This window comes from Kiritimatiellaceae bacterium (genome assembly GCA_013141415.1).
In the GTDB taxonomy this organism is placed as follows: domain Bacteria; phylum Verrucomicrobiota; class Kiritimatiellia; order Kiritimatiellales; family Tichowtungiaceae; genus Tichowtungia.
Genome location: JABFQY010000005.1, coordinates 89,539 through 113,716 on the forward strand (window position 1 = coordinate 89,539; position 24,178 = coordinate 113,716).

The window sequence follows — 24,178 nt, forward strand, 5'->3', positions numbered from 1 at the left end:
TTTTTTGTTGGAGATTTTTACCACAGAGGGCACAGCGGCTCTTTTTTTCTCTGTGAACCTCCGTGACCTCCGTGGTTAACCCTCTTTCAGAAGTTCCTTCGGGTCGATGGCTTCGGTTCGGCAGATGTGGGAATAGTCGTCGTAACCATCGATGAGCGGTTCGGTGGCGAGGTCGCCGGCGCGCAGTTTCCGGATATTGGAAAAGAGCGTTTCGAGGAACGCTTCCGTCAGTTCCGGATTCATTGAAAGCCGCTTGCCGGTGAAATGTTTCTGCATCTTTTCGAGGTTGCGTTCCTGCAGGTGATAGACCGCCAGTGTCTTTTCATTCAGTTCCGGCGTGTTGTGCGCGCCGAAAAACTTTTCCTGAGCTGCGAAAGTATAGAGCGGGATCTGGCAGTCGAGATTCAGTCCAATCTCTTTTTCGAGTTGCGATACCGGAACGCCGCGCGACTTGCTCTTGTAGTCCACCACCAGCAGCCGGTCGAGTTCACCGTCTTTGTTGAAGATGAGGTCGATGCGGTCGATTTTGCCTTTCAGTCGAATGGAATTAACGTAGGACAGGCTTCCAGCCTGTTCCCCGTCGCTTGGCCATTCAGGTGTGGACAGGCTGGAAGCCTGTCCTACATTGTAGAGGGTTAGCGGCAGATCGTGTTTGGTATCGAACTTCATTTCGAACAGCGCCGGATAACGGTTTTCAGCCTGAGCGGTTTCAATATCCATGCAGACAAAGTTTTCGATCATCTGCAGCAGCTTGCGCTTTTCGGCTTCCCAGATGGATGGATGGCCGAGGTGGCGGCTAGGTCGCCGCTCCGCTTTTTTGAATTCTTCTTCCGCAATGCTGCGCGCCAGCATCAGCAACTCATCAGCTTTGTTCGGATCAAACACCGCCAACGGAATTTCACCGCTCTGCGCAATTTTCCAACGTAGATGCGACGCCCTCGTCGCGTTTTCCTCCTGTTGCGAACGCGACGAGGGCGTCGCGTCTACGTTAAATCTCTCTGCATACCAGCCGCTCTGTTTGGCGATTGCGGTGTAAATCTGTTCGAGGATGTCGTGGATGACTACGCCGCGATCCATCGGCGCGATGTCGTCTTCGTGCGTGAGATCGGGCCGGATGCTCAGCACCTTTTCGAGGAAGAAAACAAACCGGTTGCGGGCCAGCGATTCCAACGCCGTCGCGCTGAACTCCGGATTCTTCGCAATCCATTTATTGATCGTAGACGCGACGCCCTCGTCGCTCTCTTTTCCTTTGGAGGGTTCCGCTCCGTCGGAACCGGTCGCGACGGAGCGCGACCCTCCAGACCGCGCCGAGGGCGTCGCGTCTACGTTAAAAGCCAGCTTCGCTCTTGTTTGACGGACTTCATCTTCGGCGCGGCAGAGTTCCGGCGGCAGGATGGTATGAAATGATTCGCCCAGCGCCGGTTTTTCAATGCCGGTCAGTCCGCGCATCCGTTCGAAAAACTCGCCCGGCGCGCGCTCCTTGCCGTCGGCTCCGGTGCGGGTGTAAGAAAGCGTCAGCCGTTCCCGAGCCGCGCTCATTGCGGTGAGGAAAAGAATCTCTTCCTGAATCAGCGCCGCGCCGGTTTCGGAAAGCGCGAGCCGCGGACAGGGAATCTTCCGTTCGTCCAGAAAGGCCCGCAGCGCTTTGCGCTCGGCGTCGTTCAGCAGAGAATCGGTCTTCGGAATCTGCGGGAAGGTGCGGTCGTCCATGCCGGCGATATAAACTGATTCGAAGCGCAGGCCCGCCGCGTCCATCGGATTGACAATCCAGACGCCGCTTTCGGTTCCGGCTTCGTCTTTGAGCGTGACGTTATCCAGCAGTTCCTCAAACAGCGCGGTCAACCGTTCCGGCGCAACCGGCCGACTGGTGACCTCGGCAATTTCTTCAATCAGCGTCAGTACTTCATCGGGCAGGGCGAGTTCGTGCTGTTCGATGATTACTCCGATGTGTTTAGAGAACTCCAGATGCGTAAAACGTAGACGCGACGCCCTCGTCGCGTTTTCCTGTGTGAGGGACGCGACGAGGGCGTCGCGTCTACGTTCTTCCAAGAATTGGAACCCTTGGAGTTCTTTCGGCAGGCGGCGCAGGCGCGGCGGTTCTTTCAGGCGGATTTCCTGTACGAGCGTTTGCCGCGCTTCGGCGTCGAGGCCGGGCCACTGAATACCGGGCATTAACAGCAGGTCGCAGAGCCGGTCGCGCGAAAAGTTCTGCGGGAAGGCGAGCAGAGCGAGCAGTGCTTTAACCGGCGGATGAGCGGCGGCGGGTGTGCCGCGCCGGAAGTGGTACGGAATGCCGAAGCGCTGGAAGACGTCCGGGATGATGTCGGTGTACGGACTCAGATCGCGCAGGATCAGCGCGATGTCATCCGGCGCGGTACCTTTCTCTATTTCGCCGACGATGCGCCGTGCGGCATCTTCGATTTCACCGTACGGATGAGCCGAAACAAAAACCGAAACCCGCTCACGCGATTCCGACTCGAGAATATTGCTGTCGTCGGCTTCGAAGGCATCGGCGAAATCTTCCAGCCACGGTTTCCACTCTTCTTCGGATCCGCGCATCAGTTCGCTACGCACGACGGCGCAGAGCCGGTCTTCGGCGGCTTCGGCGTGCGCGCCCGGCAGGACGGAATAGATTTGTACCCGATCCGGGCCGAGCCGTTTTTTGAGCGCAACGGCGAAGCGTTCCTCGAACGGATTAAACCAGCGGACGGCGCGGAAATGAATTTCTCCGTCCAGCTCACGCGGCAACTCGCCGGATTCAATCAGCCGGAGCAGGGATGTATTGACGATAAAGCGGTCGGCGATGTCCATTTTTGTACACAGCGCCCGCCATGCAATCAGAAGTTGACCGATGCCGTGCAGTTTATGATCCGGCGCGTGAGCCAGCAGCCATTCGGTAATGGCCGGTTCGTTTTCGGCGAAAACGGAAAACGCTTCAATTATCTGCCGGAGCAGTCCGGCCAGCGCGGCGGGCGAGAGGTTCGCGAGCGGCTGGCCGGTCGCGAACGCGACATTCCCGGCGGCTTCTTCGAGGAGCAGCCGGGTTTCGGGTTGACCGGGTAATCGGCCCTTCAGCAGTCCGGCGCGGCGGGCAGACCGTTCGCACAGGGCGAGGAGTTTTTTCTGGGTGAAAAGCCGGGATGTGTCGAGGACTCCGGCATCCAGAACGCGGCGGCGCTCGGTCCGGCGTTTCGCCAGTTCGGTCGGAAAAATCATCAACGCCTCGCCGCTTATCTTCATGGTTGATGAAACTAGCAGAGAGCGGTAGGGTTTGCCACCGTTTTAGAACGGGTCAGCAAACAAGGAATTAAAATGAATTTTCAGAAGCGCGCCAAAGAAGTGATGGATGTCGAAATCGCCGGTATGGAGAAAGTCCGCGACAGCATCAACGGCAATTTCAGTACGGCCATTGAGTGGATTCTCGCGACCATAAAGAACGGCGGCAAGGTGATTGTCTCCGGCGTCGGCAAAAACTTTCATATCGGCCAGAAAATGGTCGCCACGTTTAACAGCACCGGCACACCTTCCGCGCTACTCCATCCGATTGAAGCCATGCATGGCGACTTCGGGATCGTCGGTGAAAAAGATATTGTGCTGGCGCTCAGCTACAGCGGCGGATCCGATGAACTTCTCGCCCTGCTTCCGGCGCTCAAACGGCGCGGTTTGAAAATCATTGGTATGACCGGCGACGAAACCAGTCCGCTCGGGAAACAGAGCGATCTCGTTCTGACGATCACGGTGGATAAAGAAGCCTGTCCGTTCGGTATGGCGCCGACCACCAGTACGACGGTGACGCTGGCGCTCGGCGACGCGCTGGCCATCGTTCTGCTCGAAGCGCGCGGCTTCAAAAAAGAAGATTACGCCAAGTTGCATCCCGGCGGCGCAATCGGCCGCACACTGCTTCTCAAAGTTTCTGATGTCATGCGCACCAAAGACCGTCTTGCCAAAGTTCAAAGCGGCGCCAAAGTGAAGGAAGCGGTGCTGGCGATGACCGGCGCGCGCGCCGGTTGTGTCGCGGTGGTGGACGGAAACGACCAGCTTCTCGGAATTTTCACCGACGGCGACCTGCGCCGTCACTTGATTGAAACGCCGGACATCACGGAAGTTTCTATAGACTCTGTCATGACGCGTAAGCCGGTTACGCTTAAGCCGGATCAACTTGCCGTGGATATTCTGAAAATCTACGAAGAGAAAAACATCGACGACCTGATGGTGGTGGACGACGCCGGCCATATTGTCGGTGCGGTTGATATTCAGGATTTGCCGAAGCTGAAGATTCTTTGATCTTCCGGTTACTCTTTGACCGGTTCGTTCTGTTTTCCGCATTTCGGGCAGCGGGCGAGCGGAGTGCGACTGGGTGCAATGTAGATATGGCGGCAGGTATCACAGCGGTAGATTGCTTCGCCGCTGTTTTTGCGTCGTCGCCGGAAGGTGACGAAATCATAGACTGCCGCCGCCGCGAAAAGGGCGGTCAGCGCCAGTGCGAGCTGAATCACAAATAGATTGAGCGGTTCAACCGGCATTATTTTTTATCCTCCTGCGCAAAGCGGATGTCGATCCAGCCTTCGATCTTTTCCGCCGCCGGTTTAAAGCGTAGCTGCCGGACGGCGCTGAGCAGGGCGGCGTTGGTTACCGGTGTTTCAAAAAGCGCGTGTTCGACGGTTCCGTCCGCGCGGACGGTCAGATTCACACGGACGGTTTCGGGCCGTCCGGTCAGGGCGATATTGAGCTGGAGTGTGTCGGCCCGTGATTTCAGTTCAGGGGACAGAAACAGCTGGATGCCTGCCGCAGGTTGCGAGATCAGACGTTGTGTTGCGCCGGGAACCGGCAGAGGGCTTTGCGGAAGCGCAGTTTCACCGCTCAGGAGCGCGCGGTCTATGCTTGGCGCGGCGGCGGTCGTTTGTGGCAGATAGCGAACGGGACTGGCTGGCTTTTCAAGTGAAAGGTGCAGATCAACACGGTTCCCGACAAAACGACCGCTGAAGCCTTCATCGGCCGGAAGCGCGAAGAGCGTCGGATCTTTGAATTTATGCAGGGTTTGATCGTCGACAATCATGCGGGCAACTCTGGGGTGTGCAGCGGAAGCAAATGTGCGGATGGGCGCGGGCCGGAAAGCGAACAGCCAGAAAAGAAACCAGCCGGCGGCGCAAAGCAGCGCGCCGGTAAGCAGGGGTGTAAACTGGATACGGTTTTTCACGGTGCGGGCACGACCGGTGCAGCGGAGACTGCCGGAATTTTCGGGGCCGGGTTTCGGGTGGCGATGAAAATCTGCCGGAATCCGGCGTGAGCGGCCGCATCGTAAACGGCGGCGGCAGTCGTTTGCGGCGTAGTGGCGTCGGCTTCCAGAATAAGTGCGGTGCCGGGGCGCTCGATTATTGCGGCGCGCAGAACCGGTTCCAGTTGTGCGGACTGAATCTGTTCGTCGTTGAAGAAAAAGAGGCCTTCACGCGAAACGCTCAGAACCATGTCGTTAAACTGTATGCCTCCGGTCTGCGAGACGACGGGCAGCTCCAACGTGATTCCCGGTTTGAGAACAAAATGCGAGGTGCCCAGCACAAAGGCGCAGAACAGAAGTGCCGCGTTAAGAAAAACGATGCCGGTCAGAAATCCGCGTCCGGTCCGGCGGCGCGGAATGAACGTGCGGTGCAGGTGAAGTACGGCTTCGCAGTCGTTACGGTTCATGGCGCTCTCCGGTGGAAGGATGAGAGAGAAAGTAAATGATTTCTCCGGCGGTCTGTTCCATGTCGAGCGCGATGGATTCAACGCGGCTGATGAGAAAGTGGTAGCCCGCGTAGGCGGGAATGCCCGTGATGAGTCCGGCGGCGGTCGTGAGCAGAGCCTTCCAGAGTCCGCCGGTCAGCGTGCCGATTTCGGCGAGCGGCGATCCGGCCTGCATGGCGGTGAGAATACTGAGCAGTCCGAGCACGGTGCCGAGCAGTCCGAGCATCGGAAGAACCTGTGCAAGCGTGATGAGCAGATTCGTATGACGTTCCAGGCGCGGAATTTCACGGATGCCGGCCTGCTGTACCGCCTTGATCATTTCATCTTTCGAATCGTTGCGGTGCAGCAGCGCTGTGCGGACGAGGTGGGCGGCGGGGCCGGGCGTCTGGTCGCAGATACTGATGGCCTCAAGGTCGTTGCCTCGTGTGAGGTTGATGATGATGCCGTTGAGGAAGTCATCGATTTTAATCTGGGCGCGGTGCAGGTGGAAGAGACGCTCCAGGAAAATCACCAGAGCAATGAAGCCGCACCCCAGAATCAGCCACATGACGGCGCCGCCGCTATTTATCCATCCAACCATAACTGCTCCTTTTCTGTTAAAGTGCCGAGGCGTGTTCGCGCTCGATCTTTTCGATTCGTTTTTGTGCTTCGTCTTTGGCAGGCACTCCAGCCTGAATAATCCGGTTGTAAATATTGATCGCCTCTTTCCACTGCTGCTGCTGTTCCTGAAATTCGGCGGCATCGAAAGCGGCGCGCGTGAACCACGGCGCGGCTTCCGGCGAGAGAGTTTCTGTCTGACCGGTGACGCTGTAAACAACCTCGACATAGTGCGCGAAGGATTTTTCTTTCAGACCGAGCTTGGCCTCACAGCGGGCCGTTTTATAAAGCGCCTGTAAGCGGAGCGCGAACGGCGCGGCGGGCCGTTTGTAAAGAGCCTGATAGGCGTCGAGCGCCGCCTGATAACGCGCAACTTCGGATGTGCCGAGAGTGAAAAGACAGTCAGCGAGGCGCCCTCGGGCGCGGTCGGCCAGCGGATCGTCCGGCGCGGTCTTAATGACTTCTTCGTAGGCGAGAATGGCGCGCGGAAATTCGCCGAGTTCGGTGAGCGTCTCGCCCTGCGCGAAGCGGGTTTTCAGCATCAGCGGACTGTCGGGAATTTCTTTGGCGAGACGGCTGTACAGGGTGAAGGCATCAAGAAAGCTGTTCTGCTTGACCAGCGAATTGCCAGCCCAGAAGAGAGCGTCGTCGGCCAGTTCGTGTTTCGGGAAACGCGCGGCGATGTCAAGGAAGGTGGCTTTTGCCTGCGCGTAGCTGCCGCGGTTATAGTAATGCTCGCCAAGCCAGAAAAGCACTTCGGGCGTCCAGACTGATCCGGGATATTTTTCGATGAAGGTCTGGCAGATCGCCAGTGCACCTTCGGTGTCGCCCTGCATATAACGGCAGAATCCGCGCATGTATAAAGCCTGCGGCGCTTCAGGCATATCGGGATAGTTGGTGCTGACAACCTGAAAGTTTTTTAGCGCGTCGTCCCATTTTCCGAGGCGATAGAAAATCAGTCCCTGCTGGTTCAGCGCGGAGGCTTTGGTGGCGGCGTTGGTGTATTGCGCGGCGATGCGGCGGTACTGTTCAAGTGCGGAATCCCACTGCTGTCCGCGTTTCAGCAGTTCCGCCTGTTGCAGTGCAGCCTGCGGAGCAAACCCGCTCTGCGGAAAATTCTTTTCTGTATCGTGGAAACAAAGGGTCGCCGCATTGGTTTGTCCGGCGAGCAGATTGGCAACGCCGCACTGGTACATCGCTTGAGCGGCGAACGGATGATTCGGATAGTTTTCCGTGACGCGGCGGTAATTGTCGCGGGCTTTTTCATACTGTGCTGCGGCGAGGCGCGCGTCGCCCGCCTTGATGGACGCTGTGACACAGCGATCGGGCTGCGTGCACTTAAGGGTGGCGTTTTCAAAAGCGGCGGCGGATTCTTCATAGCGCTTCTGTTCCCAGAGACTCCAACCTTTACCGGCCTGTGCGCGGGTTTGCACGGCGGGATCGACGGTAATGTCGAGTCCGGCCTGAAACGCTTTTTCGGCGGCGGCGTACTGCTGTGTCTTCAGCAGTGCTTCTGCTTTCTGAATCAGGATTTCGGCGGCGGTCGCAGTGTTCGGCGATTCTTTGACGGCTTCATCGAAGAGCAGGAAAGCTTCCTTGGTTTTAGTTTCGTCAACCAGCAGAGTGGCGCGGGCAGCTTTCTGGCGGACTCGTAGCGCAGCTTCGCCGGTCAGCTTTTCGGCTTTAGCGAGCGCGTCGGAGGCTCCGGCGGAATTTCCGGCGCGCTGTTCAATTGCGGAAAGTTCGACCCAGGCGGCGGAACGCAGACGCGGATGAGCCAATTCATTTGCACCGAGCGTCGCGAGCAGAGCGGAGGTTTCGCTCAGTTCGTCTTTACCGCCGGTTGTGATCAGCTGGCGCGACAGTTCAAGGCGGGCGTTATTCGCCAGAACATGATTCGGGAAACGCTCCAGCAGTTCGTGCAGTGCCTTGGCTGAGTCGCTCTTTTTGCTGCGCTCCAGATAAATTCCGGCCAGATCGAGCAGGTTTTGCGCGGCGTTTTCGTCGACAGGAAATCTTTCGCGGAAGGTTTCAAAGGTTTTTTGCGCCGACTTGGAATCGCCAGCCGCCAATTCAGCGCGGCCTTTCAACCGCAGGGCGGCGGGAGCATACGCGCTGTCCGCCGGAATTTTTTCCAAAGCCTGAATGACGGCATTTGAATTGCCGGCTTCAAAAAAAGTGCGGGCGCGCCAGTAGGCGAAAGCGTCCTGCTTCGGCAGGCTGGTGGACTCGTCGGCAAGAATCATGGCGTCGTTGAATTTTTGCTGACCGGCCAGTGCGCGGATCAGCAGGATTGTCAGCGTCGCCTCATCGTTCGGCGCACGCTGTGTACTGAGCACTTCCCAGATCTGCTGCTCGGCCAGTGGATAAAGCCCGTCCTCCAGCGCCGCCTCGATTTGACGGGTCGGAAGCGGCTCCTGCGCAAACAGCGCAGGCGCAAGCAGAAGCAATAAAGCAGAAAGCCTGAAAACCCGGAAATTCATTGGCGCGGAGTATCACGTTTCCATCCGCCTTCTTCCAGTCTTTTTCCAAAGCTCATTTCCGGCTGGCGGCTTGATGTCCGGGTTCCGGGCCTCCCTGATTTTTTTTGCCTTCAGACCGGAGCCTGCTACGATGCGGAACACTGTTAGTATGAATGTTGTAAGGGGTATTATGAACCGGGTTGCTATTCCGCATACTGATCTTCTCGCCGCGCCGCTGGCGCTGGGAACCGCCAATCTGGGCGTTAATGTCAGTGAAGAAGAGGGGAAAAGGATTCTCGACCGCTTTGTCGGGCAGGGCGGCAATCTGATCGACACGGCGCGGGTTTATTCGGACTGGATTCCGGGCGAGAAAAACCGCAGCGAGCGGATTCTTGGCGACTGGCTGGCGGAACGGAAGGCTCGTGATCGGGTGCTCATTTCCACCAAAGGCGGGCATCCTTTTCTTCCCCCTTGCGCCGACACGGTGCCGCGCCTTGCACCTGCGCAGCTGGACGAGGACATCAGTGGAAGTCTGAAAAGCCTGCGCGCTGAAACCATTGATCTCTACTGGCTTCACCGGGACGATCCGGCTCTGCCGGTCGGCCCGATCATGGACAGCCTGCACCGATTCCAGAAGTCGGGGCGGATTCGTTTTTACGCGGCATCGAACTGGACACCCGAACGCATGGAAGAGGCCAATGCCTATGCGTATGGGTGCGGCTATGACGGATTCGTTGCCTCACAGGTGGAATGGAATCCGGGCGTTTTTCACCGGCTGCCGGGCGGCGATCCCACGATGCTTAATTTTTCCGCCGGGTTCCTGCGCCTTCATCGGGAGACCGGCCTCGCCGCTATTCCTTATGCGTCGCAGGCCGGCGGCTACTTCAGCAAGCGGAGCCGCGACGCCGGTTCGGTCAGCGGCAGTCCGTACGACACGCCGGAGAATCGTGCGCTGCACGCCGTCCTCGCAGAGATTGCGGAAGAGCTGCGGTTCTCCATGACGCAGGTCGTGCTGGCCTATCTCTGGTCGCATCCGTTTCCGGTTATCCCGATCGTCGGTTGCCGGACGCTGGAGCAGTTGAATGACAGTCTGAGCGCCGCCGGTTGCCGCCTGCCGGAAGAGGCGATGTTTAAAATAAACCGCCTGATCAATCTGAACGGGTGATCTGTGCGGGAAGCAAGGTTTGAATTTGACAGGGAATCAGATGAGGTTAGGCTCGCCATCAAGTATGTATGAGTTGAAATCCATCCTGCTGGTTGCCCTGGGCGGAGCACTCGGTTCCGTGGTGCGCTATAAGCTTTCCGGCTATGTGCTTCACCACACCATCGACTGGCAGTTTCCGGCGGGAACATTCGTCGTAAATGTCATCGGATGTTTTGTTATCGGTATACTGGCCGGACTCGCCGTCAAAGAAGATTTTTTCTCCGCCGAAACCCGCATCTTCCTTTTCACCGGAATCATGGGCGGCTTCACAACCTTTTCCGCTTTCGGCCTCGAAACCTTCTACCTGCTCCGCCGTGGCGAACTTCTGGCGGCGGGAAGTAATATTGTACTCAGTGTCATTGTCGGCCTGATCGCTCTCTGGATCGGCTTCATCTGCGTCCCGCACAGCGGCAGCGGTTTTTCTAAAGAACCTGCTCCGGCTGACGCTGCGAAAAACGACAGATGAGTCTCTGTTGGGACAAGTTTTGATTTGACGAGGGAAGATATTGGCTCAGGCTCGGCAGCAAGCCACAAACAAATGGCGGAGCATAGTTCATGGAAGGCATTCTTGTAATTATTGGCATAGGCGCTGTTATAGCCCTGATTTCTTGGATTAATAGCGTAGTCGAAAAGGGGCGCAGATACGATACCCTTAAGCCTCGCCTTGATAACCTTGACCGTGCTGAGCGGGAATTTTCCATAAAAACCACGCAGACGGAACAAAAACTCGCGGCTTGGATGAAGCAAACTGAGCAGAGTTTTTCGGATCGGACAAAGCAACTCGACAACAGAGAACAGGGTGTGCTGGCCCTATCAAATCAAAAAGCTATCGGATTCCCATGGTTGGCTAATGCATACGCAGATTTTTTTCACCTAGAAGAAATGAAACTCGCACGTGCGCTTGAGACAAAAAAACATCCAGCGTTCACCGCTGCTGAAAAAGTGCGTGAATCTGCTTTGCGGCGACGCGAGGCGGAACGTGTTGCCCGAATATTAAAATATCAAATTGAATTTTATGAGAATCTATTTCCGTGGCTTGCCGATCTAAAAAGTGAGGACATTGAGGATGAGATCATACGAATACGGGTAGGCAGTATCGAAGATCCCGTCGATGATGATGCGGCGCGAAAGTGGCTTACCCCAGAGGAATACTCTCGCCTTCCTTCCCGTGAAAAATACCAGACGGCACTAGACAGGTATTGGACGAAGAAAAAGAGCAAGTGGGAGATAGGTCGGGATTATGAAAGATATATAGGCTGGCGATATGAAAGTCAGGGGTCAGTTGTCTACTACCAAGGGATTATTGAGGGCTTTGACGACTTGGGAAGAGACCTAATCGTATCAAATGGAAATCGTGTGCAAATCGTTCAGTGCAAGTATTGGTCGAGGGGAAAGACTATTCACGAAAAACATATTTTCCAGTTATATGGGACAATGATTGCATACAAGATGGATCATCCAGAAAAAGATGTTCTTGGCCATTTTATCACATTGACTACGCTTTCGGAGCGCGCTCGACAGTTTGCGAACTACTTGGGGATAAAGGTTACCGAATCTACGGCTCTTGAACGCTATCCGTGCATCAAGTGCAACATATCGCGGGGGAATAAAGAAAAGATATATCACCTGCCGTTTGACCAACAGTACGATAAGACGATGGTTGAGCTCGGCCAAGGGGAATGTTTCGTATCAACCATTGCGGAGGCTGAGGATAAGGGCTTTCGGCGCGCTTTTAGATATCACGGAACGAAATAATAAAAAACGCTGTTTCCAATCATTGGGAATCATTCGCGTTAATTCGCGGTTTCTCAATTCCTCAGCATTTCAGCCAGATATTTGCCGGTATAGGATTCGGGAGTTCTGGCAACTTTCTCCGGCGTTCCGGCGACGACAATTCTTCCGCCGCGCTCGCCGCCTTCGGGGCCGAGGTCGATCAGCCAGTCAGCGCGTTTAATGACGTCGAGATTATGTTCAATCACCAGCACGGTGTTGCCGCCGTCGCGCAAGGTTTCCAATACCTGGATGAGTTTATGAACATCGGCGAAGTGCAGACCGGTGGTCGGCTCGTCGAGGATGTAGAGTGTTTTGCCAGTCGCTTTTTTGCTGAGCTCAGCTGACAGCTTGATGCGCTGGGCTTCGCCGCCGGAAAGCGTGGTGGCGGACTGACCGAGGCAGAGATAGCCGAGGCCGACTTCGCGGAGCGTACGCAGTTTGCGTTCGATGCCGGGAATGGCGGCGAAAAATTCGCACGCTTCGTTGATGGTCATCGCGAGCACTTCGGCGATGTTTTTACCGCCATAATGCACCTCCAGCGTTTCGCGGTTATAGCGTTTACCGGTGCACTGCGGGCAGGTGACATAAACGTCCGGCAGGAAATGCATTTCGATTTTCAGCAAGCCGTCGCCCTGACAGTGTTCGCACCGTCCGCCTTTGACGTTAAAGCTGAAACGGCCTGGCCCGTAGCCGCGCACTTTGGAGGCGGGCAGTTGTGTAAACAGGTCGCGGATGATGGAGAACGCGCCGGTATAAGTCACTGGATTGCTGCGCGGCGTACGGCCGATCGGCGACTGGTCGATGACGATCACCTTGTCGATCTGCTCGACGCCGAGCAGTTCTTTGTGTTTGCCGGGGCGCTCTTTGGAGCCGAAGAAGCGACGGTAGAGGGCGCGTCGCAGCACGTCATCTACCAGCGTGCTCTTGCCGGAACCGGAAACTCCGGTGACGCAGGTGAGCAGTCCGAGCGGAATTTTGACGTTGATGTTCTTGAGGTTATTTTCTGTCGCACCGCGAATCTCGATGAACCCGGCGGCGGCTTTATTCCGCGCGGCGGGCAGTTCGATTTCAATTTCGCGGCGCATATATTGTGAGGTCAGCGAGTTTTTGGCTTTGAGCAGTTGCGCCGGTGTTCCGGCAAAAACAATTTCGCCGCCGTGGACGCCCGCGCCGGGGCCGAGGTCGATCACATAGTCGGCTTCGCGGATCGTTTGCTCGTCGTGTTCAACGACGACGACCGTATTGCCGAGATCGCGCAGTTCCTTGAGCGTGGCGAGCAGGCGGTCGTTATCGCGCTGGTGCAGACCGATACTCGGTTCGTCGAGAACATAGAGCACGCCGGTCAGGCGCGAGCCGATCTGTGTGGCGAGCCGGATGCGTTGCGCTTCTCCGCCGGAGAGCGTACCGCTTTCACGGTCGAGCGTGAGGTAGTCGAGGCCGACATCCATCATGAAGCCGAGGCGCGCCTGGATTTCCTTCAGGATATCGCGGGCGATGACGGCCTCTTCTTTTGTCAGGTTCAGGCCGGCGAAAAATTTCTGCGCCTGTTCGATGGAGAGGGTGCAGATTTCGTAAATGTTTTTTCCGCCGACGGTGCAGGCCAGCGTTTCGGGGCGCAGGCGCGCGCCGTTACAGGCGGTGCAGCGCTGGTTGCCCATGTAAGCTCGCAGCCGTTCTTGATTGGTTTCGCTTTCGGAATCGGTGTAGCTCCGCTGGAGATTCGGGATGAGTCCCTCAAACGGCTTTTGAATTTTGTGGCGGCGCAGGAAATAGCTGATCGGCTCGTCGCCGGAGCCGTAGAAGAGAATTTTTTTGAACGAGGCGGGCAGTTCGTTAAACGGTGTGCTGAGCGGAATGCCATACTGGTCGGCGACGGCGGCCAGCAGTTTTTTGTGATAGATGATGGCGCGGCGTCCGCCGCGCCGCCACGGATGGATGGCTTCTTCGAGCGGCAGTGTTTCGTCGGGAATGACCAGCTCTTCATCGAACGTGAGCATATTGCCGAGGCCGTGGCAGGTCGGGCAGGCGCCGTACGGACTGTTGAAAGAAAAGTGTTTCGGCGTGAACGTTTCAAAACTGATGTTGCAATCAAGGCAGGCGTTCTTTTCGGAGTAGAGGCGGTCCGCCCATTTGTCGCCGCTTTGAATCATCGCGATCATCAGCCCTTCGCCGGTGGCGAGCGCCAGTTCGACGGAGTCGTTGATCCGGCTGCGCGCGGCGGGATCAATCACCAGCCGGTCGATGACGGCTTCGATCGTGTGCTTTTTATTTTTGTCGAGATTGGGAATGGCGTCGAGCTCGTAGAGTTCGCCGTTGACGCGGACGCGGACAAATCCCTGCCGTCCGGCGGCGGCGAAAATTTCCTCGTGTTTTCCTTTCCGTCCGCGCACCAGCGGCGCAAGCAGCATCACTTTTGTTTTTTCCGGAAACTGTAAAAGCTGCTCGGTGATGTTTTCGGCGCTCTGCCGCTGGATCGGTTTGCCGCAGGAAGGGCAGTGGACTTTTCCAATGCTCGGAAACAGCAGGCGGAGATAGTCGTGGATTTCGGTGGTGGTGGCGACGATGGAGCGCGGGTTGGATCCGGCGGTACGCTGTTCAATCGAAATGGCGGGCGAAAGACCTTCGATGGTGTCCACGTCCGGCTTTTGCATCTGTTCGAGAAACTGGCGGGCGTAGGCGGAGAGGCTTTCGACGTATTTGCGCTGTCCCTCGGCATAAAGCGTGTCGAAAGCCAGCGACGACTTGCCGGAACCGCTTAGTCCGGTAATGACGGTGAGTTTATTGCGGGGAATGCGCACCGTGATGTTCTTCAGGTTGTGCTCCCGCGCCCCGCTGACAGTAATCCACTGAGTGTTCATGTGACCTTGATTTTCCTGAGCCTGTAACCGCAATGAACCCTAACACAGGCGGGTTCCGTTTGGGAAATTTTTATAACTAACTTGCATTAATCCAGCATCCGAAAGTATAAACAAAACGGTTGTATTCGGTCGAATAGTGCAATAGTTGAAAGGGCTCGATATGCGTATTACAGCAAGTGTGGCGGGGATTTTATTAATAGCCGCAGCGGCGGTTGCTCTGGATGACAGCACCGATGCGGCGGCAGTTTCGCCGGATGATGTTGCTATTACCTCACAAATTCGAGCAGCGAAAAAACATGTTTCTGTCGGCACAGTCAGCATCAAGGAGACCAAAAATGCGAAGACTGGCGTAAAGTCTAAGGTCATTACAATCACGTCAGAACAGGATAAGGACAGTCCCTTTGTCGGCACCATGCGGTTAACTGCTGAGATACGGGACGGCACCAATATTTGGTACGGCCAAAAGTTGCAGGTGCAGAAGAAGAAGTTCAGGACGGCAGGTAAGGTGGTGACGAGCGAGATTGATTATAGCGGCGAAGATGTCTGGAATTTCAGCGTACCGTTTGGCAAGGACAAGAATGTTGTACGTCCGGATATCAACGCATATGCCGCCGAGTACGGATTTGTGGTTAGTAACAAGGTGGCTGGCGGCAAGGCTGCCAGCAATAATTTTGTGGTTGTTGCTGCGAAATACAAAGATGTGGATAGCGCAGATGAGATTATGGCGCGCAATCAGGGATCCAAAAACGTTCTCAAAAACGGATTGACCGGCAGGGCGTTCAAGCAGGGTGAAGGCGCTAGTGGCGATGGCGGCGGTGGCGAATGATACCCTGTGGCCTGCGAGTGCTTTTATGAAATTAACATACACGCAATTAATGGGAAAACCGGTCGTCGGCAGTGCACTGGCCGTGGCATCTGGAATTTCTTTCTTCTGCAACTGCGTCATGATGCCGTTGGTGGGGCGGGCCGGCTCCAGAGCGCCGCATACCAACGTGAACTGGCTGGCGTTTTTGGCGGTGCTGGGGATGACCTTTACGCTGGCGGCGCTGGCAGCCTGGTCAAAGCTGATGCGCCGCGCAGACGATAAAAGCCCGCTGCCTTACTGGTCGCTGGGGCTGTGCGCAATCTGCGTGATCCTCTTCGTTCTGCTAATGACCGGTCGGCTGGCGATCTGACAGAGGAATCAGTGTTGTATGTATAAAAAAAGCGCTCCATTCGGAGCGCTTTTTGCTTTTGATAAGGAGCGGTTTAACACCGCTGTTTCAGTCGCAAGAGCCAGGTTAATCCGCCGCCGAGAGCCAGCAGAAGGGCTGTAGCCGGTTCGGGAACAGCGACGGGGCTGCTCCAGCCGACGGTTGGAGAATCTGAAAGATTGGCACCACCGCCGATATCAGCATTGAAGTTACTATGATCCGTCCCGCCGTTGATGCTGGCCAGTTGAATGCTCCAGCTCTGATTTTGTCTGAGGCTGGTATAGGTTTCCAGATAGCTCCAGGCTACGGCGAAGTCAATGAATGTAGTGTCGCTAAAATTGGCCGTAGCTTGGTTGTCGGTTGTGCGGATATAGCCGTCGGTTGTACGTCCGCCGCCATTGATATCGGTGGCTAGTTTGGATCCTTCACTGCCGTCATTATCCGTCACGTCAGTGGTGCCCCATGTCGATCCCACGGTGTGGCGGACGTTCATTTCCAGTCCGTGCCATGCATTATTTTTAGAGTAACTGTCCCATGAAAAGGCGTAGTCGATACCACTTACGCCATTACCTAAAATATCAATCAGCACAAGGTGTGTGCCCAGATCCTCCTGATAGGGGCTTTGATCTACTCGCATGCGGAACATCACATAAGAGCCGTTGTTAGCGTAATAGAGGCCGGGGGTTGCGGCATTGCCGACAAATTCGGCTGTTGAATCTACCCCGTTATCGGCGTCATAGCCGCCAAGCGAAGTCCATGTTGAAGTCCAGTTGGTATAGGTTCCGATCTGATTGATCACTGTGCCGAAACTTGTTGCCGAGATAAGAACCGCCGCGACAAAAAAAGCTGATAAGCGCATAAATAACCTCCCGTTAAATGCGGATATATTGCCCGTATTTTGAAGTGGCGCAATGTCAAAATTCGGAACAGGGCGTAAGGAATTTCATTACGAATGCGCTTTGTAGAGCGCCCAGACGGCGAGGGTTTTGGCATCATCTACCTTTCCGGCGCGGATCATGGAATCCATTTCCTTTTCGGTGACGAGGACGGTTTCGATGTTTTCGTCCGGATCAAAGTCGGTTTCGCCGGGTTCATGAACGTCGGCATAGAAGATGTCAATCCGCTCGGTGCAGTAGCCGACCGACGGATAAATCGAGGAAAGAAAGCGGATGGAATCCGGCGAATAACCGGTTTCCTCTTTCAGTTCGCGGATAGCGGCGGCTTCCGCCGCCTCACCGAAATCGACATTTCCCGCCATCACTTCAAAACAAATCCGTTCCATGGCTTTGCGGAACTGGCGGATAAACACAAACCGGCCGTCGCGCCGCCGGGCGATTACTGCCACCGCCGGGCCGTGGCGGATAATCTCGCGCGTTCCGGTTCGCCCGCCCGCCAGTTCAACATCCAGCACATCCAGACTCAGGATGCGTCCTTCAAAAACCGTTTTCGTTCTAAGCGTTTTCTCGTACATATTTTGTGTCTCCTTGTCGGCGATGCCACCAGATGCAGAATAGACGAAAAATCCTCGCCGTGTCATTTGTCAAATCGCGGCGAAAAGCTAGAATGCCGCCATGACACACGCCCGACAGGAATGGGAAAAACTCGAAGCGCGCGACCTTGCGCCGTACGCCGCGCACAGCGCCCGCAGTCTGGGCCGCCTCTATCCGGAGCCGGATCATCCGGTTCGTCCCTGCTTTCAGCGCGACCGCGACCGTATTCTGCACAGCCGTTGCTTCCGTCGCTTGGAATATAAAACGCAGGTTTTTGTCAACGGAACCGCTGACCACTACCGCACGCGCCTGACCCACACGATCGAAATGGCCGCCGTCGGACGGACGCTGGCCCGCGCCTTTCACGTCAACGAAGACCTGACCGAAACCATTTGTCTGGCACACGATGTCGGCCACAGTCCGTTCGGCCACCGCGGCGAAGATGTGCTCGACGATCTGATGAAAGATCACGGCGGATTTGATCATAACCTGCAAAGCTTGCGCGCTGTCGAAAAACTCGAATATCAGTATCCCGGGTTCTGCGGACTGAACCTTTCATGGGAAGTACGCTCCGGACTGCTCAAACACGAAGCCTCCCGCCCCGACGCCGAACTCGACGGTCATCCGATCGGCCCGTTCCAATATCTGGAAGCCCAGATCGCCGACGTCGCCGATGACATCACCTATCACGCTCACGACGTGGACGACGGACTTGAAGCCGGACTTATCACGCTCGACCAGCTCGAAAAGCAGGCCTTCTGGAAACTGGCCGCCGCCCGCACCCGCGAGCAGTATGCCGCGCTCGACGCCGGACATTTCCTGCGCATCACCATCCGCAACCTGCTCGACCTGCAGGCGCAGGACGTTCTGCGCGAAGGACATCTGCGCATTGAAAAGCACAATCCGAAGACAATCGCCGCCGTCATGACCGCGCCGGAACGGCTCATCACGTTCGGCAGTGAAATGGGTGGACTGCTCGACGAATTTTCAAAGTTTATGTACCGCCAGCTCTACGAACATCCGACGGTTCTGGACGCCAACCATGAAGCCGTCGCCCTGATGCGCGGACTTTTCCTGCACTACGTCAAACATCCGGAAGCGATGGGGAAAAAAGCACAGACGCGGATTCCGGAAGAAGGACTCATGCGCACCGTCTGCGACTACGTCGCCGGCTGCACCGACCGTTACGCCCTCGAAGAATGTATCAAGTACGGCATCGGCGCGTAGTGATCAGGAGTCAGAGGTCAGACGCCAGCAGTCGGAGATCAGACGGGATGAACGTCAGAGATCATGGACGCGGTGCGAGTCCACGTTCCCGGAATCGATTTGTTCGCCTTTTTTACCACTACTGAGTTTCAAGTACAGCCACACAAACAACAACCCGAACACCGCGCTCATAATCAGAGTAAATGTGGCGTCAAAGACTCTGAACTGGCTCGGACGTTGGAACGCCGAGAGAGCAAGTCCAACCAGCACATTATAGGCAGCCCCTTTGCTGTATAGCGCACGACCAGGAATCAATCGGTGGAACAGTGAAAAGCCCAACCCAATGATCGCGCCCAGAGCTCCAACCAGCATGGTGATGAAAACAAAACCAACAACCATTCCCAGAGGCGGGAGATTGACGCCAGATGAAGTCATCCGACCAGAAACAAGTCCGTAGAAGAGACCGACTAGTTCAAGCAATGCGTATGTGATAAACCCAGCGAACGCCAGCTTCGACTTTTTCATAATTTATCCGGGGGACAGTGTTATTAGCCTTACTTCAGTTTTGTACGGGTTAGATTAATATCGCCGTGAATGTAGCTTGAAGGCTCAAGGGCGGCAAACTGGAAATGGTTTGTTAATTTCTCGCCCGGTGAGGCCGCCGAGCCTACAGTTCTCCGGCTGAATTTGTAGGCTCGGTGGCCTCACCGGGCGAAGTTATATGAATGATTTAATCAAACAACTTGAAGCGCGGCTGGCGGCGGCGGGTAGCGGGAACGCGAAGCGCGCCGCCGAGGAGCTTGCCGCGCATGTGATGGGTTGCAGGCCGCTCGAAATTTATTTCAAAACCATCACGCCGGAGCAGCAGGCGGAGCTCGAAAAACTGATTGTCCGCGCAGAGCAGGGCGAGCCGATCCAATACATTATCGGTCACGTCGATTTCCGAGGTTTGGAAATCCGCTGCGACCGCCGCGCGCTGATTCCCAGGCCCGAAACTGAACTTCTCGTTCAGGCTGTTTTGGATAACGTAGACGCGACGCCCTCGTCGCGTACAAAACAGACGAAACGCGATCCGCCTTCGCCTAAGGCTACGGCGCGACGCGACGAGGGCGTCGCGTCTACGTTAAAGATCGTGGACGTTGGCTCTGGTACTGGTTGCATTGCGTTGGCGTTGCTTTCGGAACTGCCGAACGCTGAAGTTGTCGCGGTCGATGTTTCGTCGGATGCGCTGGCGCTGGCAAAAGAGAATGCCGAGCGGCTGGGATTCGGCGGCCGGTTTACTGCTGTGCAGGGAAATCTTCTCAATGTAGACGCGACGACCCCGTCGCGTTGTAAACAGGAGAAACGCGATCCGCCTTCGCCTGAGGCTACGGCGCGACGCGACGAGGGCGTCGCGTTTACATTTTTTGCGGAGGCTTCGCTCGACATCGTGGTTTCGAATCCGCCGTACATTCTTTCCGGTGTCTGCAAAACGTTGGATCCGTCTGTGCGCGACTTTGAGCCGAAGCTGGCGCTCGACGGCGGCGCGGACGGCCTCGATCTGGTTCGTCCGCTGGTTGAACAGGCGGCTTGGGTTCTGAAACCCGGCGGCGGCATCTTTCTTGAAATCGGTTACGACCAAGGTCTTGCCGTTGCCCTGATATTGAAAGATGCTGGTTTCCAACGGGTTGAGATCAAAAAAGACTACGCCGGACTCGATCGTATCGTCATCGGTTTCCGGCGCTAAAGCCAAGCCCCACGGCTTCCGGCTGAAATAAAAAGAAGAAAAGCATTGAATAGAAGCGTCTTGGGCTGGTAAAAGAAAGCAATTGGATAGTTAAACGAAAGGCGCGTTGCATTGACTTCAGCTTTTTCAGACCGCAAGAAAGCCATTCTCGACATGCTTGCCGAGGATAGCAGCGTGAGTGTTTCGACGCTCGCGCAGGTGCTTGGCGTCAGCGTGGTCACAATCCGCACCGATCTTGGCGCGCTGGAAGAAGAAGGTTTTATTGTTCGCACCCATGGCGGCGCCATGCCGGCTTTCCATCCGCACATTCTCGACCGGATGCGCCAGAGCAAAGACAGCAAAGCGGCGATTGCCAAAGTTGCGGCAGAAAAAATTCAGGACGGCGACACCGTCATTATTTCTGCGGGAACCACCACGGCGCTGATTGCCAAATATCTGCTGGGCAAACGCAACATCCACATTGTCACCAACAACACGCTGCTGCTGACCTACGCCCGAACCAACCCGCAACTGCGCGTCACACTGGTCGGCGGCGAATTCCGTCCGTCGGAAGAAGGACTGGTCGGTCCGCTGGCGATCCAATCGCTGGATCAGGTTTTTGTTTCCAAAGCATTCATCGGCGTGGACGGAATTTCCGTCAAGCACGGGTTTACGGCGCATCTGGTGGAAAGCGCTGATCTGGTGCGCAAAATGGCGCAGCAGGCGCAGCAGGTATATGCCATTTGCGATTCCAGCAAGTTCGGCAATCCGGGCTTTGCGCGGATTCTGCCGTTTGACGGCGTGGACGGACTGATCACGGATGCCGGGCTGAGCACTGAATTTGAAAAGGATCTGCGCGAAGCAGGTGTGAGTATTTACAAAGCGGAACTTTAAGGAGCGTATTTTATGGCAACAGAAATTTTGATGCCCCGGCAGGGTCAATCCGTTGAGTCCTGCATCATCGCCGGCTGGAAAGTGAAAGAGGGCGACACGGTTGCCGAAGGTCAGGCGCTGTGCGAAGTCGAAACCGACAAAGCGACCTTTGAAGTTCCAGCGCCTGCCGCCGGAACCATGCTTGGAATTTTTTATGCGGACGGCGCAGACGTGCCCGTTTTGAAAGTGATCGCAGCCATCGGCAAGCCGGGCGAAGATGTTTCCGGCCTGCGGCCGGAAGAACCGCAGAATATTGAACAGAAAACTTCGAAGGAAGAAGTGAAAGACCCTTCTGCGGTTCAGGTTTCAACATTCAATATTCAGCGTTCTGGTTCAGTGACCGGATTGGCTTCGCCTCGGGCAAAGCGTTTGGCTGAGAGCAAAGGCGTCGATATCGCAGTAATTCCGGGAACTGGACCGGAAGGTCGCGTAATCGAACGCGACGTCAAAGCCGCGCTCGCCGGACAGGCTCCGCTTTCGCCCGCCGCCAAGGCGAAGATTGCCGCAATCGGTAGCGGTATCGGCGGACGGATTCTTTCGTCTGACGTTCAGGCTCCGTCTGCCGCGCCCGCACCGGTTCCGGCGGCACCGGAAGTCAGCTATAGCGCTGAACAGATGGGTGCGCTGAAAGAAATTGCGGTCAAAGGTGTACGAAAACTTGTCGCCGGCCGGATGCTCAACTCCATGCAGACGACTGCGCAGCTCACCATGCACACGTCGGCGGATGCGCGCGCGATTCTTGCAGCCCGCAAACAGTTCAAGGATTCTACCGACAAAGCCGGAATCACCATCAACGATCTGGTGCTCTATGCTGTCGCACAGACGCTGGTTAACTTTCCCGAACTCAACGCCTACTGGCTCGGTAGCAAAATGGTGCAGTTCGAAAACGTCCATCTCGGTTTTGCGGTCGATACACCGCGCGGCCTGATGGTGCCGGTTATCCGCTTCGCTAATAAACTTTCGCTCGAAGAGATCGCTGCGGAAGCCAAGCGGCTTGGCTCGGCCTGTATCAAAGGAACGGTTGATCCTGATGCGCTCAAAGGCGGAACGTTTACGGTCACCAACCTCGGCGCGGCGGGCATTGAAATGTTCACGCCGGTGCTGAACGCGCCGGAAGTCGGTATTCTCGGTATCTGCTCCGTGCAGCCCAAGCCGGTGATGAATAAAGAGGGCGGAGTCGGCTTCATTCCGCACATGGGACTTTCAATCACCTTTAACCACTGCGCAACTGACGGAGCTCCCGCCGGACGCTTCCTCGCCGCTATGCGCGACACGCTTGCCGGTCTGAAATTTTAAGGAGACATTTATGGCTACAGAAATTTTAATGCCGCGGCAGGGACAATCCGTTGAGTCCTGCATCATCGCCGGCTGGAAAGTTAAAGAAGGCGATACCGTTGTCGCAGGTCAGGCGCTGTGCGAAGTCGAAACCGACAAAGCGACGTTTGAAGTTCCTGCTCCGGCGGCGGGAACGGTTCTCGGAATTTTTTATGCAGAGGGCGCGGACGTACCCGTTCTTAAAGTCATTGCCGCCATCGGCGCTCCCGGCGAGGATGTTTCGGGGCTGCGCCCCGCAACGGCAGGAGTCAGGAGTCAGGAATCAGAAGTCAGTAAGCCGGTTGAAACGCCGAAGGTTGAAATCAAAACGCCGACTCCTGCTCCCCGACTCCTGACTCCTGAAAATTCAGCGTCAGCTGAATTTGACATCATCATCATCGGCGCGGGCCCCGGCGGGTACGTCATGGCTGAGCGCGCCGGACACCTCGGCAAGAAAGTTCTGCTGGTTGAAAAAGAACATCTCGGCGGCGTCTGCCTGAACTGCGGCTGTATTCCGACCAAGACGCTACTCAACTCCGCCAAGCATTATGTCCACGCCAAGGAAGCGCCGGAATTCGGCGTGACCACCGGCGAAGTCAAATTCGACATCACCAAGGCGATGGCCTGGAAAAAAGAAGTGATCGAAACACTGCGCGGCGGCATCGGCTTCATGATGAAGAAGAACAAGGTCACCGTGGTGACCGGCAGCGCGAAGCTCCTCGGCCCGCGCAAGGTGCAGGTTGGCGACAAAATTTACGAAGGCACCGACGTGGTGATCGCTACCGGTTCATCGCCGTTTGTTCCGCCGATTCCCGGCGCGAAGCAGCCGCACGTGATGACCAGCACGGAAATTCTGAACATCACCGAAATGCCGAAAACACTGACCGTCATCGGCGGCGGCGTGATCGGTGTCGAGTTCGCCAGCTTCTTCAGCAGTCTCGGCGTCAAAGTCGACGTCATCGAAATGCTTGAAGAAATTATTCCGTTCATGGATCGCGCTCAGGCCAAGGAATTCCGCAAAGCGCTCAAAGGCAAAGTGGAATTCAATCTCGGCTGCAAAGTCACGGCGATTGACGGCCACGATGTGAAATACACAAACGCTAAAGGCGAATCGAACTCCATTCAGGCGGACATTGTGCTGATGTCGGTCGGCCGCGTTCCGAATCTGGCCGGTATGGGCTTTGAAGAAGCGAAGCTCGATTTCGACCGGCGCGGCATCAAGGTGGACGAACAGCAGCGAACCAATCTGCCGAACGTTTACGCCATCGGCGACGTGACCGGTAAATCGCAGCTGGCGCACTCCGCGACCCGCATGGGCGAAGTAGCGCTCAACACGATCTGCGGACAGCGCGACCGTTTCCGTATGAACGCGATTCCGTGGGCCGTTTATTCCATGCCCGAAGTGGCCGGTTGCGGTTATACCGAAGAACAGGCGCAGGCCGCCGGGCACAAAGTCAAAACCGCTTCACTGCCGCTGACGATGAGCGGGCGCTTCCTCGCCGAAAACGGCAAGCGCGGCCCCGGCTCCGTCAAAGTCATCAAAGACGCCGATACCGACGTACTGCTCGGCGTTCACATGGTCGGCGCAGGCTGTTCCGAAATGATTTACGGCGCGGCGGTGATGATCGAAGCCGAGCTGCGGGTGAAAGACATCCGCGAAATTGTTTTCCCGCATCCGACGGTCGGCGAAGTGATTCGCGATACCATGTTTGCACTGTAAAA

At 56.2% G+C, this 24,178-nt stretch carries 21 protein-coding genes and 1 pseudogene; 12 read left to right on the plus strand and 10 right to left on the minus strand.

The window, feature by feature from the left end:
- Nucleotides 1-75: 75 nt before the first annotated feature.
- Entirely contained in the window at nt 76-3,240 is a 3,165-nt protein-coding gene (locus HOO88_07555) for a hypothetical protein (GenBank protein NOU36610.1), read from the minus strand.
- A 72-nt stretch (nt 3,241-3,312) separates the two neighbouring features.
- On the opposite strand from HOO88_07555, the gene HOO88_07560 reads away from it, so the two are divergent.
- Nucleotides 3,313-4,284, plus strand: coding sequence for a KpsF/GutQ family sugar-phosphate isomerase (locus HOO88_07560; GenBank protein ID NOU36611.1), 972 nt, complete (start codon nt 3,313-3,315; stop codon nt 4,282-4,284).
- An 8-nt stretch (nt 4,285-4,292) separates the two neighbouring features.
- Here HOO88_07560 and HOO88_07565 read toward each other — a convergent pair whose 3' ends face one another.
- Genes HOO88_07565 through HOO88_07585 form a run of 5 tightly spaced genes read right to left on the minus strand, consistent with a single transcriptional unit; the run spans nt 4,293 to nt 8,801 of the window.
- Nucleotides 4,293-4,523: a hypothetical protein gene (locus HOO88_07565; protein NOU36612.1), complete on the minus strand. Its 231-nt coding sequence runs from the start codon at nt 4,521-4,523 to the stop codon at nt 4,293-4,295.
- The gene (locus HOO88_07570; GenBank protein ID NOU36613.1) at nt 4,523-5,197 is read right to left on the minus strand and encodes a hypothetical protein; all 675 of its coding nucleotides are present in this window, start codon (nt 5,195-5,197) and stop codon (nt 4,523-4,525) included. The genes HOO88_07565 and HOO88_07570 overlap by 1 nt, the downstream gene beginning before the upstream one ends.
- Nucleotides 5,194-5,682: a hypothetical protein gene (locus HOO88_07575; protein ID NOU36614.1), complete on the minus strand. Its 489-nt coding sequence runs from the start codon at nt 5,680-5,682 to the stop codon at nt 5,194-5,196. The genes HOO88_07570 and HOO88_07575 overlap by 4 nt, the downstream gene beginning before the upstream one ends.
- Nucleotides 5,672-6,301 carry a MotA/TolQ/ExbB proton channel family protein gene (locus HOO88_07580; GenBank protein NOU36615.1) on the minus strand — a complete coding sequence of 210 codons (630 nt, stop codon included), beginning with the start codon at nt 6,299-6,301 and terminating at the stop codon, nt 5,672-5,674. The genes HOO88_07575 and HOO88_07580 overlap by 11 nt, the downstream gene beginning before the upstream one ends.
- 16 nt (nt 6,302-6,317) lie before the next feature.
- Nucleotides 6,318-8,801 (minus strand): tetratricopeptide repeat protein, encoded by a 2,484-nt coding sequence (locus tag HOO88_07585; GenBank protein ID NOU36616.1) that lies wholly within the window; start codon nt 8,799-8,801, stop codon nt 6,318-6,320.
- Between the two features lie 148 nt (nt 8,802-8,949).
- Between HOO88_07585 and HOO88_07590 the strand changes: the two genes are divergently transcribed.
- The 3 genes from HOO88_07590 (at nt 8,950) to HOO88_07600 (ending at nt 11,739) form a co-directional block, all read left to right on the plus strand.
- Complete coding sequence (locus tag HOO88_07590) at nt 8,950-9,945, plus strand: aldo/keto reductase (GenBank protein NOU36617.1); 996 nt, start codon at nt 8,950-8,952, stop codon at nt 9,943-9,945.
- 64 nt (nt 9,946-10,009) lie between these two features.
- A complete protein-coding gene (gene crcB, locus HOO88_07595) occupies nt 10,010-10,450 on the plus strand; it encodes a fluoride efflux transporter CrcB (GenBank protein NOU36618.1) in 441 nt (146 codons plus the stop codon).
- 89 nt (nt 10,451-10,539) lie between these two features.
- Complete coding sequence (locus HOO88_07600) at nt 10,540-11,739, plus strand: hypothetical protein (GenBank protein ID NOU36619.1); 1,200 nt, start codon at nt 10,540-10,542, stop codon at nt 11,737-11,739.
- Nucleotides 11,740-11,792: 53 nt separating this feature from the next.
- Here HOO88_07600 and uvrA read toward each other — a convergent pair whose 3' ends face one another.
- On the minus strand, nt 11,793-14,615 hold the full coding sequence (gene uvrA / locus HOO88_07605; GenBank protein ID NOU36620.1) for an excinuclease ABC subunit UvrA: 2,823 nt from the start codon (nt 14,613-14,615) through the stop codon (nt 11,793-11,795).
- A 160-nt stretch (nt 14,616-14,775) separates the two neighbouring features.
- Between uvrA and HOO88_07610 the strand changes: the two genes are divergently transcribed.
- Together HOO88_07610 and HOO88_07615 are read left to right on the plus strand one after the other, a co-directional pair.
- Nucleotides 14,776-15,441, plus strand: a complete 666-nt coding sequence (locus HOO88_07610; GenBank protein NOU36621.1) for a hypothetical protein — start codon at nt 14,776-14,778, stop codon at nt 15,439-15,441.
- Nucleotides 15,442-15,466: 25 nt separating this feature from the next.
- On the plus strand, nt 15,467-15,790 hold the full coding sequence (locus HOO88_07615) for a hypothetical protein (protein NOU36622.1): 324 nt from the start codon (nt 15,467-15,469) through the stop codon (nt 15,788-15,790).
- Between the two features lie 73 nt (nt 15,791-15,863).
- On the opposite strand, the gene HOO88_07620 is transcribed toward HOO88_07615, so the two are convergent.
- Complete coding sequence (locus tag HOO88_07620) at nt 15,864-16,667, minus strand: PEP-CTERM sorting domain-containing protein (GenBank protein ID NOU36623.1); 804 nt, start codon at nt 16,665-16,667, stop codon at nt 15,864-15,866.
- Nucleotides 16,668-16,754: 87 nt separating this feature from the next.
- Complete coding sequence (locus HOO88_07625; GenBank protein NOU36624.1) at nt 16,755-17,279, minus strand: NUDIX hydrolase; 525 nt, start codon at nt 17,277-17,279, stop codon at nt 16,755-16,757.
- A 100-nt stretch (nt 17,280-17,379) separates the two neighbouring features.
- Between HOO88_07625 and HOO88_07630 the strand changes: the two genes are divergently transcribed.
- Complete coding sequence (locus HOO88_07630; protein NOU36625.1) at nt 17,380-18,525, plus strand: deoxyguanosinetriphosphate triphosphohydrolase; 1,146 nt, start codon at nt 17,380-17,382, stop codon at nt 18,523-18,525.
- Between the two features lie 54 nt (nt 18,526-18,579).
- Here the strand turns inward: HOO88_07630 and HOO88_07635 are convergent, their stop codons facing one another.
- Complete coding sequence (locus HOO88_07635) at nt 18,580-19,029, minus strand: hypothetical protein (GenBank protein ID NOU36626.1); 450 nt, start codon at nt 19,027-19,029, stop codon at nt 18,580-18,582.
- Nucleotides 19,030-19,225: 196 nt separating this feature from the next.
- Here HOO88_07635 and prmC point away from each other — a divergent pair, with 196 nt between their 5' ends.
- The 5 genes and pseudogenes from prmC to lpdA all read left to right on the plus strand — a co-directional run bounded on the left by prmC (nt 19,226) and on the right by lpdA (nt 24,176).
- Nucleotides 19,226-20,230, plus strand: a complete 1,005-nt coding sequence (gene prmC, locus HOO88_07640) for a peptide chain release factor N(5)-glutamine methyltransferase (protein ID NOU36627.1) — start codon at nt 19,226-19,228, stop codon at nt 20,228-20,230.
- A gap of 111 nt (nt 20,231-20,341) precedes the next feature.
- Nucleotides 20,342-21,103 (plus strand): DeoR/GlpR transcriptional regulator, encoded by a 762-nt coding sequence (locus HOO88_07645; protein ID NOU36628.1) that lies wholly within the window; start codon nt 20,342-20,344, stop codon nt 21,101-21,103.
- Nucleotides 21,104-21,115: 12 nt separating this feature from the next.
- Nucleotides 21,116-22,438, plus strand: coding sequence for a 2-oxo acid dehydrogenase subunit E2 (locus HOO88_07650; GenBank protein NOU36629.1), 1,323 nt, complete (start codon nt 21,116-21,118; stop codon nt 22,436-22,438).
- 10 nt (nt 22,439-22,448) lie between these two features.
- A pseudogene (locus HOO88_07655) lies at nt 22,449-22,688 on the plus strand (2-oxo acid dehydrogenase subunit E2).
- Nucleotides 22,689-22,808: 120 nt separating this feature from the next.
- Nucleotides 22,809-24,176, plus strand: coding sequence for a dihydrolipoyl dehydrogenase (lpdA, locus tag HOO88_07660; GenBank protein ID NOU36630.1), 1,368 nt, complete (start codon nt 22,809-22,811; stop codon nt 24,174-24,176).
- Nucleotides 24,177-24,178 lie beyond the last annotated feature (2 nt).